Origin of the sequence: Sphingobacterium sp. UME9, from assembly GCF_014170215.1 — a bacterium.
Lineage (GTDB): Bacteria > Bacteroidota > Bacteroidia > Sphingobacteriales > Sphingobacteriaceae > Sphingobacterium > Sphingobacterium paramultivorum.
The window spans coordinates 1,653,490-1,669,523 of sequence record NZ_LZZP01000013.1; the positions used below are offsets into that span (position 1 = coordinate 1,653,490).

Sequence of the window (16,034 nt, forward strand, 5' to 3'; positions counted from 1 at the left end):
ATTTCACCCATCAATCTAAACGCAATAGCTTAAGTTACAATGTGGTGAGTGCATTTGTTGAAAATGCTATGGGAGAACTGGTGATTGGAACTGAGGGGGGCGGATTGAATTATTTTAATCGGCGTACGAATTCTTTTTTTAGTGAACGTCACGATAAAAATAACCTGAATGGCCTAAGTCATAATAATGTGAAGTCTATCTGTTTGGATAAGGAAGGGAATTTATGGGTAGGTACTTATGATGGTGGGTTGAATTTAAGACGAAAGGGGCAGCAAGGCTATGAACATTTTCGTTTCGATCCCAATGTAAGTAATGGCCTGGCAAATAATAATGTGTATGCGATCTTAGAGGATCGCAATGGCGATATTTGGATTGGCACTTTTGGCGGAGGGCTACAGGTACTTCGTAAAAACCAGAAAGTAGGAACTTTCCAGACATTTGATGTTGCAAGAAAGCAGTTGAGTTCCAATATGGTGCGCGCTTTACTAGAGGATTCAAAAGGTAATCTATGGATTGGTACTTCAAATGGTTTAAATCTAAAATTAGCAGGGACCGATAAATTTGTTTCCTTTCTAAATGACAAGAAAGATTCCCTTTCAATTAGCGGAAATGATATTGTGAGTATCCATGAAGATCGAAAAGGGCAGATTTGGATCGGCACCTATATGGGTGGGCTGAATCGCTATCTTCCGGAGAAGAAAGCGTTCAAAAGGTTTAATGAGCGAAACGGATTGCCTATCAACAATGTTTTTGCTATTCTAAGTGATCTGAAAAACAAATTATGGTTGAGCACAAATACAGGGATTTCTTGTTTCGATCCCCTATCTGGTCATGTACGAACCTATACGAAGATCGATGGTCTTCCCGGTAACGAATATATTCAAAATGCAGCAGCAATGTTGCGGGACGGAAAACTTGCCTTTGGAAGTTTCTCAGGCTTTACCCTATTTAATCCGGATAGTTTAAGTGTCAATAATTACATTCCCCCTATTCAGTTTACGGAGTTGAAATTATTCAATAAAACAGTTCTCCCGGGCCTCGATAGTGTTATTCCTAAAGATATATCCATGATGGATGAATTAATTCTTGATCACAACCAAAATGTTTTTAGTTTGGAATTCAGTGTATTGAATTATATTCATCCGGAGAAAAATCAATATGCTTATTATCTAAAAGGCTTCGACCATGACTGGAATTATGTGAGCAATCCCGTGGCTACTTATACCAATTTAGACCCTGGCACTTACGAGCTTTGGGTAAAGGGAGCCAACAACGACGGGGTATGGAACGAAAAGGCAACGGTTTTGAAGATTAAAGTGCTGCCAGCGCCATGGAGGACATGGTGGGCTTATAGCGGTTATTTTCTTCTTTTTGCTGCGGCCAGTTTTTTGGTTATCCGATTTTTCCACGGTAGAAACAAACTGAAACAAGACCTTTTGATTCGGCAAATAGATTCGGAAAAACAGGAGGAGCTTCATGAAGCAAAACTGAATTTCTTTACCAATATCTCCCATGAATTCCGTACGCCATTGTCATTAATTATTGGACCGTTAAATCAATTAAAAGACGATCGTTCGCTTTCAGCATATGCCCAGGAACACCTTGGTTATGCAACAAGAAATGCGGATCGCTTGATGAATCTGGTTAATCAGCTGCTTGATTTCAGAAAACATGAAGGGGGAAAGATGAAATTGTTTTGCCAAAAGGTTCATGTCGCTACATATTTGGAAAACATTCGCCAGAATTTTTACTTTATTGCCGAGAAAAATAATATTCAGTTTTTCCTGGATAATAGGGTAAGCCCTGATTATGTTGGAGGTTTTGATCCGGAGCAATTTGAAAAAGTCCTTGTCAATTTGATTTATAATGCGTTTAAATTTACGGACAAGGGAGGTAAAATAAAGATACAGGTTGAGCTAGAAGGGGAAGGCGAGTTGGAGAAATTGCTTGTTTCCGTTTGGGATTCTGGGCGTGGAATCCCTGCCAAAGATATACCTTTTGTATTTGAACAATTTTATCAGGCCAATGCAAAAGGCCTGTCGGCTACCAGTGGCGGAATAGGTTTGGCACTTTGTCGTTCGATCATACATCTGCACGGGGGAAAACTCACTGTTGAAAGTAATATGGCACAGGAGCCGGCAGACTTCAATACAGTATTTCGGATCAGCCTGCCCCAGGGGGATGTCAACATCGAAGAACTCATGGTTTTAGACGGTACTGCAGCGACGATATGCTCAGAGCCCGCAGATGCCGATATGCCACATGTGGATGCTATAAAAACAGAAATTGAGCCTTCTGCAGCGGATGAAGATAAGCCAATCATACTTGTTGCCGAGGACAATGTGGAGCTTCGCTGTTTTCTATGTGAAAACTTACGAAAAAAATATATTGTTTTAGAAGCTAATGATGGTATTGAGGCACTGGAATTGGTACAAGCAAGACAGCCCGATATTATCATTTCAGATGTAACGATGCCCAACTGCGATGGAATCACACTTTTGCAGCAGATTAAAAACGATAGTAGTTCAAATCATATTCCTGTGATTCTTTTGACAGCCCGTACAGCTGATCCTTATATCACAGAGGCGTTTGAAATCGGTACAGATGACTACATTACCAAGCCCTTCAGTATGCCACATCTCATTCAGAAAATTTCAAACATCATACAGACGCGGAAACGATTGGAGGAAAAATTTGTACAGAATTATCTTCTCGGAGCACAGGGAACAGATCTGCCCGAAAGAACTCGTTTCTTGGATCAGGTATTGAAGGTTGTCGAAGAAAATCTGGGCTGTGAAGATTTTGGGGTGCAGGATCTTACAAAAGCCATCGGCGTGAGCCGCTCTGTTTTGTACCGCAAGATTAAGCAGCAAACGGGACTGAATTTGGTTGAATTTATTAATATGGTACGTCTTAAGAAAGCAGCCTATATTTTAGTGAACGATACTGGTTTGAGTATCAGTGAGGTGGCTTATCAGGTTGGGTTCAATGATCCAAAATATTTTAGCAAAACATTTAAGAAATTCTATAAGCAGAGTCCACGTACCTATGTTGAAAAATTCGGTATCAAGGAAAGCAGCAATTAAGAAAAATAAGCGAAGGTCTCCACGATTTGGTAAGCATCAGCAGCCCTAAAAGCAGCCCGAAGGTTTTTTTGGAGGCAAAAAAAAAGGTTTTCAAACGGGGAGAATGAAAACCTTCAATAACCAATTATAAACCTAAATTATGATGCAACAAATATAGTTGTTTTTAATACTATTTTAAAAATAATTCACCTTTTAAAAACTGTTTTGTGGCTGGTCAGCTACAGGCTGTTGTTGCGCTGTCACTGGAAGAACCTGAGCATAGCTTATACGCTTTTGACCAGCTTATGAATAACGTATAAAATGGTCAATCCCAACAGCGCAAATATGCCATAACCTAATCCAATCTGAAACTGCGAAGAAGGGTTTACCAAGCTTACGGTGATGTAACTGAGTGAAGAGGTAAGGAGGTAGGTAATTCCGCCAACTAATCCACCGGCAATACCTGCCGACAATGGAAACCTGCCCAAACAGTAGCTGAAATAATTGTTAAAGATAAATCCTGCAGTGCAATGTACAGCAAATGCGAAAAATGTTAATGTATATAGGTTTGACAGGTAAGGTGAAACGATCAGCATACAGACAATCAGACTGATCTGAATAAAATTGGCGATTCTCAACTTTGGAACCAAGGCTCTTTTAATAAGGGCTTTACCAATAAAACCACCACACATCCAAGCTAAGCCCATAATAAGTGAGGTATAACCGGTTGTAATCGCACTATATCCCAGTTGATGTTCAATAAAAAAAGGACCACTGAGATTGTAGAACATAACGAGACCGTAGGATATGCCACACATGACTATACCGAACGTAAAATCGTTGCTTTTAAGCATCATTTTAAATTCGCCGATCAGGTAGTTGATATGGAGTGGTTTTTTCTGTTTGATTGTTTCGCCAGAAAAGATCAGTTCAAGGATGAAAAGTACGGCACTGTAAACGGCCAGAACCATAAAGTTAGAACGCCAACCAAATTGTGTTTGGAGGTAGCCACCAATAAAAGGAGCGACAATCGGCCCGATCGACCAGACGATGGTCATAATGCTGAGGTAGTGTTTGCGCTGCTCACCTTCGTAGACATCCACAAAATAGGCTCGTTTTGATATGACCACAAATGCCGATAAGATTCCCTGAAGTATACGCATGAGGTAAATAACCCAAATATCTTGCGTGCTTGCTGTGATCCAGAAACTGACAATGAAAAGGAAAAGAGATATCAGGTTGATTCGATATCTTCCCCAAGCGTCAACTAATGCTCCTGTAAAGAACTGGGCAACGCCATAGCTGATTAGAAAAAGCGAAAGTGTTAACTGGATTTTGCTTTCGTTTAAGCCAAGCTCCTGGGCCATTTGTGGCATTGACGGAAGATAAATGTCGGTGGCAAGTCCTGTAATCGGAACAAGTGCAAATGCTAGTATCGTCGGGATAAAAGATTGCTGTGGTTTAGTGTGTTTTTCCATCCTTTAATTTTTTAAATTACCCGTCTCTATGGACGTTTACGTTGCCAGCCACTTTTTCTCTTTGGCCCCGTAAATATGATGTCGACAAAAGTAGCTTCATTGCCTGTTTCGAAAGATATAGAATTCAAACAAATTATTGTGAAAATCAAACAGACTTATTGCGAAAGGCTAAAGGGGGTACACCAGCATGTTTTTTGAAATAATTACTGAAGTTCGCCGGTTCTTCAAAACCTAAGGCATAAGCGATTTCATTGATATTCCAGCTGCTATGGTGAAGGAGTGCCTTTGCTTCCTGTGTGATACGCAGTGCGATGAGTTCTTGCGTGGTTTTTCCTGTATTTTGTTTCAAAGCCCTGTTTAGCGAATTGACATGGATGTTGAGCTGTTGCGCGTAATCCGTTGCATTTTTAAAACGAAGTAAATTTTCGGTGTCAATCGGAAATTGGCGTTCCAATAGTTCTAGGAAAAGATGGGAAATACGCTGATTTGCGTTTTGGTAAGGTGATATACCCTCATTTGGCGCTAGTTTTAACGTTTCTAAAACGAGTAATTGTAACTGATTCCGGATAATTTCATATTTGAAAGAAAAATCAGATCGTAGTTCCGTATTCATACGCTGAAAAATGTGATCGAAAAGATCGACCTGCTCATTAGTTAAGAAATAGACTGGGCTACCACTTGGGTTGAAAAAGTGACTTTCGAGAATGTTATGGTTATAATGTTTGTCTTCCTGAATGAATTTTTGTGTAAAAAGACAGAACCATCCCTTTTGATCAGGATTGTCTGTTTCCCAAGAGTAGGGAACGAGTGGACTTGAAAATACAAGTGCGGGACGGTCAATAGGGATCCATTGATCGCCATAGTGCAATTGACCCTGGCCGATCATGAGGGATATTTTGAAGTAATCTTTTCTATTGTAGGGTGATTTTAAGGGACAATGCTCACGTGAAAATAAGTTAAAATGAGAAATTTGTTCGGGCGAGGAGCCAATTGGGTAATTGGATTCTCGAAATACCCGTTGATAGAAATCAATAATATTTTCGGAAGTTGTCATGATGCAAAGTTATAAAAATCAAACATTTCATGTTGGATACTGTTTCTCTTAGTCGGTCATTGATTCGTAAAATATGAATTGGAACAAAAAGAAAGGTCCCATCACGTCGTTAGCTATGACTAGCCCGGGTGATGAGACCTTATAAAAGGAAGCGATTATTAGGATCTCGATTTTAAAAATTCCTTGACAAATTCATCGTCGTTTAAGTCTGGGTAGTCTTTATATACACGATCAATTTCTTCTTGCTGTCCGATGGATAGATTCTCGTCGGGGTTTAGACACCAGATGCCTTTCATCAGACCTTGTCTGCGGAGCACCTCATGTAAGCCTGGTATACAGCCATGGAATGCATTTGCTGGGTCAAAAAATGCTGCATTACTGTCTGTTACAGCAATCGCTTTGCTCAGAAGATGACTTGCATGGAGGTTGTTGGGGTCCTGTTTGTATGTTTTTATTTCCTGAAGGAGTTCAACAGCTTTTGCCGTCCAAACAGCCCAGTGGCCTAATAGTCCGCCTTTAAATTCTATGGCGACGTTTCCCCCAGCTACGGGGAAATTATACACGCTCATCAGATCGTTGACAATATTGTCATCATTGCCCGTGTACATGGCAATTTGATTTCGCCGGCTGGAGTTGGCTATAGCACGCATAACGTCTAATGTCTGGTAGCGGTTGAACGACGCACATTTGATAGCGACGACGTTGTCGATTTCGGCAAACTGCTGCCAAAAGGAATAGGAGAAAATACGGCCACCAACGGCGGGTTGAAGATAGAATCCAAAGACAGGAATAATGGCTGCTATTGCTCTGACTCGATCTAATATCGCATTTTCAGTCCAGCTCTGCAGGCCGCCCATACTCAAAAGTCCGATATCATAACCGTATTTAAGTGCAGTTGTTGCCTCCTGTTCAGCTTGTTCTGTGGCACCGCAGATGCCTGCAATTTTGATAAATGGTCGTTGGAGTTCCGCTTTCTCGACTTCTTCGCTAGCCCATCTCAATACGGTTTCAAAAAGGTTGATCTCGGGGTCACGGATTTCGAATTGGGTTGAATGTACAGCTACGGCGATTCCACCGGCTCCACTGGCTATGTAATATTGAGTCAGGAGCCGTTGATGTGCCTCGTCAATGCTGCGGTCCTCATGTAAGGCAAGAGGGTGTGCCGGAATTACCGTCCCTTCCCAAAGCAACTGTTGTAATTTGTTGTCTAAAGTTTTCATTAGAATTTTCCTTTTCGTTCTTGAAAATGCGTGTCCTTATTCCATAGTTCGCCGCCCTGGGTCAACCATTTGGCTGTAATGTCTATCGCTTCGCGTATGGTTGTTTTCGGATAGCCAAATAAACGATGGCATTCGGACGCATTGTTGAGTAAAGCGGTTCCGGCGGGTTCATTTACAAATATTGGCCTTGTGTTGAAATGCTCAGCAAAACGCTCTGCGATCCATCGTGTAGAAAGGATTTCAGGTCCTGTGACATTCAGTATTTTGGCTGGAGACTGACAGTGCAGTAATGATCTTAAGGCAATTTCGTTGGCATCTCCCTGCCAGATGACGTTGACGTTTTCGGTTGTCAAATCTATTGGGAGCTGCCCTTTGACCGATTTGGCAATTTCTACGAGCACACCGTAGCGAAAATCCACCGCATAATTCAATCGGTAGATCAGGGTAGGTGTACCGTTTTTCTTCGAAAAATACTCGAATATACGCTCTCTCCCCAAACAGGATTGCGCGTATTCGCCGACAGGCTCCGGAGTTCTTTCCTCAGAAACGCCGGCATTGCTTATCGGTACAAATGGAAGTACGTTACCCGAAGAAAAAGCAACAATGTTGGAATCTTGAAAATGAGAAGCCACCATTCCGGGAAGATAGGTATTCATCGCCCAGGTAAAATCTTCATTTCCTGTGGTGCCGAATTTATGTCCTGCGAGGTAAATGACGTTCGGAACCTGCGGGATCTTTTTGAGTTCTTCCTCATTCAGTAGGTCGCAGGCGATTGTCTTTATACCTAGATCCTCCAGTTCCTGTTGAAGTTCCTTGGTTGAAAAACGCGAAACACCAATGACCTTTTTGTCTATTCCTGCAGCTTGAATAGCCCGCATGGCTAGCTTTGCCATGCTTGGCCCCATTTTTCCGCCAATACCCAGGAAAAGGATATCACCTTGTATCTTTTTTATATCTTCAATTAGATCTAATGATGGTGCAAGCAGCTGCTGTTCCAATTCCGCTAAATTGTTATGGTCCATATCTGAATTATTTGATTAAATTATAGAGATTACTAAAAGCAAGAAAAACGAGTAATATAAGTCCGAGTATAGCCCATAATCGCGTTAAGGGGCTGTTTCTGAGCGCGCCCATAATTTCTTTGTCGTTCGCGATCAGAAAGAGGATAATACCAATAAAGGGAACTAAAAAAATGGTGATGCTTTGCGCAAAAACAATAAGCTCCAAGGGAAGATTTCCGAAGATAAGCGCGATGGCAGATCCAAAAATCATGACCAAAGAAATAAATAGTTTCACTTTAGGGTGATTGAGATCGTTGCCGAAGCCAAAGGTGTCGCCCAGTAAGGATCCGCCTAATACGGCATTGCCGATCAAGGAGGAAAAGGAGGCACCGAAGAGGCCGATAAAAAAGAGGTGTGAAGCATAGGTTCCCAAAAGCGGTTCCAGTGCACGGCCCATCTCAGCGGCAGAATTTAACTTAATCCCTTGGGGGTGAAGCGTATTTGCTGCACAGACCATAACGGCTGCACTCATGATGCCAAGAATAATAATACCTATTCGGCTACCGATTATCTGTCGTTCAGTACGCTGTTTGCTGGCCGATAATTTTCTTCTTGATTGAACAAGATAACTTTGATAAAATGCACCCACAATCGAAAAGCAAGAAGCCGTAAAAGCAATTATTAAGCCTACTGATGAAGGTGGGATGCTGGGAATAAAGCCTAAGAAAAAGTCCTGTGCGGGTGTCTTTATCATAATCGCGGTGGAAAGAAAAGCAAATAACATCAGGATGATAAGTCCAAGCATAAGTTTTTCCAATAGCGCGTAGAAAGACTTGAAGAACAACAGTAGGATGCCGATGACATTAAAAACGATGATCCATATTTTGGGGTTTGTGCCCGTGGCTTCTGAAACAGAAATGGAGACACCTGTCGCATTCCCCGATTGAAAACAGGTTGCAACGAGGAAGATTCCGAGGCCAATGATGATGGATGTTGTTTTACCAAATTTCTGGCGAATTAAAACAAGTAACGATTCGTCTCTCGCGATACCGATACGTGCCGCCATATTGGTGAAAACCATCATAAAAAAGATGGCGACGACGACAACCCATAATAGAGAGAAACCATAGTCTGCACCCATTTTTGATGTGATGGTCATTTTGCTGGGCCCGAAAACCAGGGCGGCGGTAATGATGCCGGGACCCAAGATGGATAGCCAACTTTTCAATAAAGAGGGTTTTGGCTCGAGGTTATTTTCCATGAGATTTATCGTAATGAGGTTAAATGCTGTTGGTTGATTTTAGGGGCAGAATTTCCAAAGTGTGTGCGGATATAATTGCTGATTTCAATGACTTCTTCATTTTTCAGGAATGAAAAAGATGGCATTGCACTTTCGTATTTGACGTTGTTTATTGTTTTGTCTTTCAGTCCATGGAGGATAACCTGCAATAGCGGTGCTGGGTCGCCTTTGACAAGAGATGAATTGGCTAATGGGGGAAAGGTATTTGTAAGTCCCTTTCCATCTGCTTTATGACAAGATGCGCAATAGGCTTCGTATAATGCCTGACCACTTTTGGCAGGGGAGTTGGCCGGGTTGGCTGCAAGGGGTTTAATCATTGGCGCAGATGCTTTATCGGTAATACGGAGACGATAGATCACATCGTCATCGGGCTTTGGAAACCCCTTTTGCGGATTCCAGTCACGGTTGCTTGAACAGAAGTAAATGTCTCCATTGGGTAAGGTCAATACGGATCTTAGCCGGCCAAGTTGATCTTTGAATAGGATCTTCTCATCGACGATCTGTTGACCATCGGCGGATAATTTTAGGATACGTAAAGACTGATTTTTTAAAGTAGCGAGCAATAGACTATGTTGCCATTCAGGGATAACATTAGAACTGTAATACGCCATTCCGGATGGTGCAACGACTGGAGTCCACGATTTAATAGGCTCCTGTCTTGGGGAGTTTTTGGCAATAGCTTTTTCCTTTTCTGTATCAATCATACCTTCGATCTGCGGCCAGCCATAATTTTTTAGGGGTTGGATCAGGTTAATTTCATCCTCGATGGCATCGCCATGTTCGGACGTGTAAATTAAGCCTTTTGCATCATGGGTAAGTCCCTGCATGTTCCGAAATCCCCATGCATAGACATAGCTGTTTGCAATTGGATTGTCTTTTGGGATGCTCCCGTCGAGATTGAGGCGTAAGATTTTGCCATTTAATGAGGTGCTGTCTTGCGCAAAGGTATCACTTGCTGCATCTCCTGTAGCCCAATACACTTTTTTGTCTGTCGAAACAATAACCCTGGAACCGTTATGTCCGGTGTTTCCAGGAATCTGTAAAAGCAATTTTGGGTTTGACAGCTTGCCTGCCGTATTATAATCGTAACGATATAAGTTGGAGAAAATGAGACTATCCTTTTTGCTGGTGTAAGAAAGGTAAAGATAGGCCTGTTGCTGTTCGGGTTGATACAGCGCCATTCCCAATAGTCCCAACGTGCGCTGGTGGTAGACGTCGGTGAGGCTGTCCACCAAAGTAACAGCTTTTGTTTTTGTATCCAGTCTTCGTATACTTCCTCCGATTTCAGAAAACAGAATGGCATCGTTGATCCGGTCATATTGTAAGTCCCATGGCACATGGAGTTTTGTAGCTTCTTTTGATAGCGATAGTATGCTGTGCTCCAGTTGGATGTTATTTATTGGCTTACTTTCTCTTTCCGTCTCGGAAGAACAGGAGGATAGTAGCGGGATCAGCGATACAAGCCAAATATAGGTTTGTTTTTTCATATAGGATCTACGGTTATTCCTTTGATTTATTTGGTTAGTCAAATGTAGTTGAATAAAAATAAATATACAAAAAATAAGTAAAATTGTATACAAAAATATTTTATCAGCCTACGCTAAATACGATTTAGTTTATAATTACACAGCTAAAAGAGCGGTGTTATGGAATTGTCACGAACTTGTTAGCCAGCCTATTTTTGTAAAAAAGTAAAAAAAATATTGAATTGTATACAAAAAATATATATTATTGTATTCACTATGATAATTATGGAGATGCAATTTAGACCATATTAGGGTCGAGCGTTATGTTTCCTGAAAAAATACCAATAAACTAAAGAGCTTATAAATCATTTATTTAACCACTTTAACCTGAGTATTCATGATACTAAAGCAGATTAAAATCCGGGATGTAATAAACAGGAGTTGCCTTTTGGTGGGGCTACCTTTTATTTCGATGGCTGCATTGGCAAATGTACCTTCTTCCCTTAACAATGGAAAGATTCCGATCTCGGATGTTTTAAACCCTTCGTCGGGTTTAGCTAAATTTCAGCAGCAGCTCGTTGGGCAGGTGCTGGACGCCAAAGGGCAGCCACTGTCCGGTGTAGAAGTGCGTAACCTTAAAAATGCAACTGTTACCGTTACGGATCAAGAAGGTCGTTTTAAATTAACGGGTTCCGTTTCCGATCAGATTCAATTTCGGTTAATCGGTTTTAATACAAAAGTGGTGTCGGGGAAAGATGTGCAGGCTTTGGTGCTTGATGCGAGCGAAAATGCACTGGATGAGGTTGTTGTGGTAGGGTATGGTAAGCAGAAAAAAGGCAACTTGACTGGTGCTGTGGCCAGTGTCAATTTTGATCAATCGACCTCGAGTCGGGGTCTTTCCAATGCCTCGCAGGCATTGCAAGGTGTTATTCCTGGTTTGGCCGTAAGTCAAAACTCCGGAATGGCCGGAAATAATGCAGCGGATCTTTTGATCCGGGGATTGGGGACGGTTAACAGTGCTGGACCGCTGATCGTGGTCGATGGAATGCCCGATGTCAATATGAACCGTGTGAATGTGAATGATATTGAAAGTGTGACCGTACTAAAAGATGCTTCTTCGGCTGCAGTATACGGTTCCAGAGCGGCCAATGGGGTTGTATTGATCACGACAAAGTCTGGTAAAAGAAACAGTAGGACGGCTATTTCCTTTAGTGCCAACAAATCGCTGGTGAAACCTACCCGCTCTTTTGATTTTGTCAATAATTATGCAAAAGCAATGACGGCTACTCAAAGGGCACAGGCTTATAATACTGCCGCATCTGCATTCAATTTTAAGAATGGAACCATCGACGAATGGTTGGCTTTAAGTATGATCGACCCGAGATTATATCCAAGTACCGATTGGTGGGATGTTATTCTCCGCAATGGTCAAAGCGGGAATTATAATGTTTCCATTAATGGAGGAACTGAAAATAATAATTACTATTTGTCTGTCGGTATGCTCGATGAGAAGGGGATACAGATCAATAATGATTTTAAACGTTATAACGCCGCATTTAACTTCGAAACCAAAGTAACCAATACCATCGGTGCTGGGGTCCGGTTCTCCGGAAACTGGTCCGATTACCGTTATAACTATGAAGACGGTATGACTGCCAACTCGACAAGTGGGATGGATCTGTTTACCTCACCAGCAGGTATATTGCCTTATGATCCTATTACCGGTTTTTATGGCGGTGCAATGTCTTACAATGAAAGTCCGCAGGCCAATAATATTTATGCGGATTACATGACGCGCAACCAGAACCACATGAATCAAAAGCAGGCTTTGGTGAATGGTTATTTAAACTGGAAGCCATTTAAAGGATTTGAGGCTAAAGTGGATTATGCCCTAAATTATGATACGCGTTTTCAATGGAAGGCAGATATGCCGACAAAGTTATATAACATCCGGACAGGATTGTCTATCCGGGATCTTGTGCCGACAAATGATGGGATATATAATACAGACCGGAACAATTACAAAACCCAGCTGAACTTCAAATTGAGTTACGATCATAAGTTTGGCGCTAACCATGATTTCTCTGCTTTGGCCGTGTATTCAGAAGAATATTGGAATAATCGTGTTTTAGCAGGTAGTCGCTTAGATCGTTTGCACCCTAGTTTACATGAAATTGATGGCGCTTCTGAAGACGTGCAAAATGTGTCGGGATCATCATCGGCAGAAGGTTTGCGTTCTTATATTGGACGATTAAATTATACAGCCTTCGGAAAGTATATGTTTGAAGGGAACTTCCGGGTAGATGGTTCTTCACGTTTCTTGCCGGGCGATCAATATGGTTTTTTTCCGTCTGCGGCAGTGGGATGGCGGATTTCAGACGAGGTATTTATGTCGGCATTTAAGGAAAAGATCAGGATGAGTTCGGCCAAATTTAGAGCTTCTTTTGGTTCTTTGGGAAATAATAGTGGTGTAGGATTGTATGAGCAGAAGCAATCTTTGGTCTCTAGTCCTTATTATTTGATTGACAATAGTACAGGAACAGGGTCTGTTGTCAAAGGGTTGATCAATAAGAAACTGATCAACTATGACCTTACCTGGGAAAAGACACGTGTGTTTAATTTGGGTTTGGATCTTGGATTCTTTAAAAATAAACTGACTGCGGAGCTGGATTATTACGAAAGAAAGACGATCGGTATGAACAGGCCTTCGGATGTATCTATGCATCTGACGGGTTTATTCACTGCCCCCCGACGTAATATTGGTGATATGATGAATAAAGGGCTGGAAGCAAATGTTACCTGGAATGACCGAAAGGGAGATGTGGGTTACATGCTGAACTTTAATGTTGGGTATAACAAGAACAAGCTGCTGTCTTGGAATGAGCAGTTGCAAAGAGGTTCGGTATTTATTGATATGCCTTATAATTTTATCTATGCTTTCGAATCGTTGGGCATTGCTCAGTCTTGGCAGGATGTCTATAATGCTGTTCCTCAGGGCGCTTCCCCGGGGGATATTTTGTTGAAAGATGTCAATGGTGATGGCAAATTGGATGCGAATGACCGTGTGGCATATCCAGCTTATCAACTAGGTAGACCAAAGGTGAATTACGGATTCAGAGGTTCGGTGGACTATAAAGGTTTTGATTTTTCTTTCCTGTTGCAGGCTGCCACAGGAAGAAAGGAATTTTGGATGAACAAAGCGAATTCGAATTTTTTAGGAACGGCAAATCAGGCTATTACTGAGGACCAGTGGAATAATATGTGGAGCCTGGACAATCGCGATGCTGATTATCCTAAGTTACTTCCAAGTACATTAGGATCAACGAGTCCAAATGCGTATTTGAGCACATTTTGGCTGCAAAACATGTCTTATTTAAGGGTGAAAAATCTGCAGCTTGGCTATACTTTTAAGAAAGAATTACTGATGAAGCTGGGTATCCAGAAGTTACGTGTATTTGGTTCGGTCGATAATTTAGCGGTATTGACGAGCTTTAAAGGCTTAGATCCGGAGAAAAGTACCTATACCAATGATGCCTATCCGATGACGAAGAGTTTTGTGGTTGGACTGAATGTAGACTTATAATATTTGAACTTATGAAATCGATATATAACATATTGTTTATTTCTTCTTTGCTGCTTCTTGGTTTGTCCGCGTGTCGCAAAGATTTGTTGAATCAGAATCCAACAACAACGCCAAGCTCCGAAACGTTCTGGGTGGACGAAAATGACGCGCTTGCTGCGTTAATGGCGAACTATTCCATATTTAGGCCTTGTTTTGATCGCGACTATCATTTTGATGGACATGGAGATTTCCTTAAAATGTACAATACTGGTGCAGCGCCTATTTCATTAACGGTCAATAGTCCGATGAATTATGGCTCTGGTGCATCGGCAATGTATAGAGCATTGTATGGATCTATATTCAGTTCTAACTTTGTGATCGAAAATACCAATGCGCGTTTGTTGCCCGTAGCAAAAACTGATGCTGTAAAACAAACCCTGGAAACTATCGTGGCGGAGGCCAAGTTGTTGCGCGCCATTGCATACTTTAGATTGATTTCTCTATGGGGTGATGTGCCTTATTTTTATAAATCGGCGCCAGCTCCCATAGAGGCTGATACGGTGCGGAGAATGCCTATTGCACAGCTGAAAGATTCTATTATGGCCGATTTGAACTATGCAGTGGACAAATTGCCCAACAAGGGGTCTGCAATTGGTCGTGCCGGTAAGCCTGCTGCATTGGCCTTTCGTGGTAAGTTTCAATTGTACTGGGGGTCGTGGAAGAAAAATGGATGGCCTGAATTGGATGGATTTGTACAATCTGCTGCAGAGGCTAAAACGGCATATACTGCGGCCGCTGCGGATTTTAAACGTGTAATCAATGATTTTGGAATCAAAATGTTTAGAAATGGTGATCCAGGTCAATGGGGTGAATTGGGGAAGGCTGATGTGCTCCCAAATTATTACTACATGTTTATACCTTCTACGGGCAACTTGAGCCAAGATGAGGAAATGGTCATGGTGCTTACCCACGGCGGTGTGGGAACAAAACAAAGTGAGGAATATCAGCGGGTATGGACGGGGCCATTGGTATCTTTAGGACAGAATCAAGCGATTCCGCGCTATGAATTGGCCGACCGTTACCAATCTACCATTACAGGAGATTTCTTGCCAAAGATGGTTCAGCTAGATCCGGTTAAAAATCCAGCCGCACGTACTACGGCAAATTCAGCGGTGAACCCTGAGTCGTACCGTAATCGCGATTATCGCATGAAAGCGACTTTGTTGTGGGATTACGAATTGATTATGAGTATGAGCCCTACGGAGACCACAGGTTATATTCCCTTTGTCTACAAAACTTGGGGAGCTGCGGTGACAGTTAACGGTGTCTCCTACAAAACTTCCTTTACCGATAATACCACAAATCTCTCGGGATTGCAATCGCGTAAATTTGTGCGCAATTATGGTGGTGTGGCGCGTAGTGATGGAAATTACAATTGGCCTTTGATGCGCATTGCTGACGTATACCTGATGTATGCTGAGGCAACCAATGAGATCGGTGGTCCACAGGCGGATGCAATTGATTTGGTTAATAAGGTCAGGCGTCGTGGTAACCTACCTGCGCTTGCTGGAGCTAAAACCTCGTCTCGTGATGTATTTTTTGATGCTATAGAGCAGGAAAGAATTGTTGAGTTGTTTGGTGAGGGACAGCGCGCATTTGACTTGAGGAGATGGCGTAAACTGGAAACAGTGTTTGGTAAACCTTATGGTGATGGAAAATGGTTCCAGGATAGTTTTGGAAATAATTGGGAACGCTTTTTCTTCAATGAGTCTGAATTGACTTATCAAAAGTGTTATATCTATCAAATTCCGGAAACAGAACGTTCGCGGAATCCGAATTTAACACAAAATATACCTTGGAAATAATATGGTAACACTTGACTGTAATA

Annotated in this window: 9 protein-coding genes; 3 read left to right on the forward strand and 6 right to left on the reverse strand. The window is 41.9% G+C overall.

Translation table 11 applies throughout. The features are described from left to right. Positions 1 to 44: 44 nt before the first annotated feature. The gene (locus A9970_RS26115) at positions 45 to 3,086 is read left to right on the forward strand and encodes a two-component regulator propeller domain-containing protein (protein WP_182984199.1); all 3,042 of its coding nucleotides are present in this window, start codon (positions 45 to 47) and stop codon (positions 3,084 to 3,086) included. 263 nt (positions 3,087 to 3,349) lie between these two features. On the opposite strand, the gene A9970_RS26120 is transcribed toward A9970_RS26115, so the two are convergent. The 6 genes from A9970_RS26120 to A9970_RS26145 form a co-directional block, all read right to left on the reverse strand. Further along, positions 3,350 to 4,543 carry an MFS transporter gene (locus A9970_RS26120; protein WP_182984200.1) on the reverse strand — a complete coding sequence of 398 codons (1,194 nt, stop codon included), beginning with the start codon at positions 4,541 to 4,543 and terminating at the stop codon, positions 3,350 to 3,352. 145 nt (positions 4,544 to 4,688) lie between these two features. Further along, on the reverse strand, positions 4,689 to 5,597 hold the full coding sequence (locus tag A9970_RS26125; protein ID WP_182984201.1) for an AraC family transcriptional regulator: 909 nt from the start codon (positions 5,595 to 5,597) through the stop codon (positions 4,689 to 4,691). Between the two features lie 158 nt (positions 5,598 to 5,755). Further along, the gene (locus tag A9970_RS26130; RefSeq protein ID WP_182984202.1) at positions 5,756 to 6,817 is read right to left on the reverse strand and encodes a dihydrodipicolinate synthase family protein; all 1,062 of its coding nucleotides are present in this window, start codon (positions 6,815 to 6,817) and stop codon (positions 5,756 to 5,758) included. Next, positions 6,817 to 7,839 carry an NAD(P)-dependent oxidoreductase gene (locus A9970_RS26135; RefSeq protein ID WP_088160970.1) on the reverse strand — a complete coding sequence of 341 codons (1,023 nt, stop codon included), beginning with the start codon at positions 7,837 to 7,839 and terminating at the stop codon, positions 6,817 to 6,819. Before A9970_RS26135 ends, A9970_RS26130 begins: the two co-directional genes overlap by 1 nt. A 7-nt stretch (positions 7,840 to 7,846) precedes the next feature. Next, positions 7,847 to 9,079 (reverse strand): Nramp family divalent metal transporter, encoded by a 1,233-nt coding sequence (locus A9970_RS26140; protein ID WP_182984203.1) that lies wholly within the window; start codon positions 9,077 to 9,079, stop codon positions 7,847 to 7,849. 5 nt (positions 9,080 to 9,084) lie between these two features. After that, on the reverse strand, positions 9,085 to 10,605 hold the full coding sequence (locus tag A9970_RS26145; protein ID WP_182984204.1) for a PQQ-dependent sugar dehydrogenase: 1,521 nt from the start codon (positions 10,603 to 10,605) through the stop codon (positions 9,085 to 9,087). Between the two features lie 376 nt (positions 10,606 to 10,981). On the opposite strand from A9970_RS26145, the gene A9970_RS26150 reads away from it, so the two are divergent. Then, complete coding sequence (locus A9970_RS26150; protein WP_182984205.1) at positions 10,982 to 14,167, forward strand: TonB-dependent receptor; 3,186 nt, start codon at positions 10,982 to 10,984, stop codon at positions 14,165 to 14,167. A gap of 11 nt (positions 14,168 to 14,178) precedes the next feature. After that, positions 14,179 to 16,011 carry a RagB/SusD family nutrient uptake outer membrane protein gene (locus A9970_RS26155; protein ID WP_182984206.1) on the forward strand — a complete coding sequence of 611 codons (1,833 nt, stop codon included), beginning with the start codon at positions 14,179 to 14,181 and terminating at the stop codon, positions 16,009 to 16,011. Positions 16,012 to 16,034: the final 23 nt, after the last annotated feature.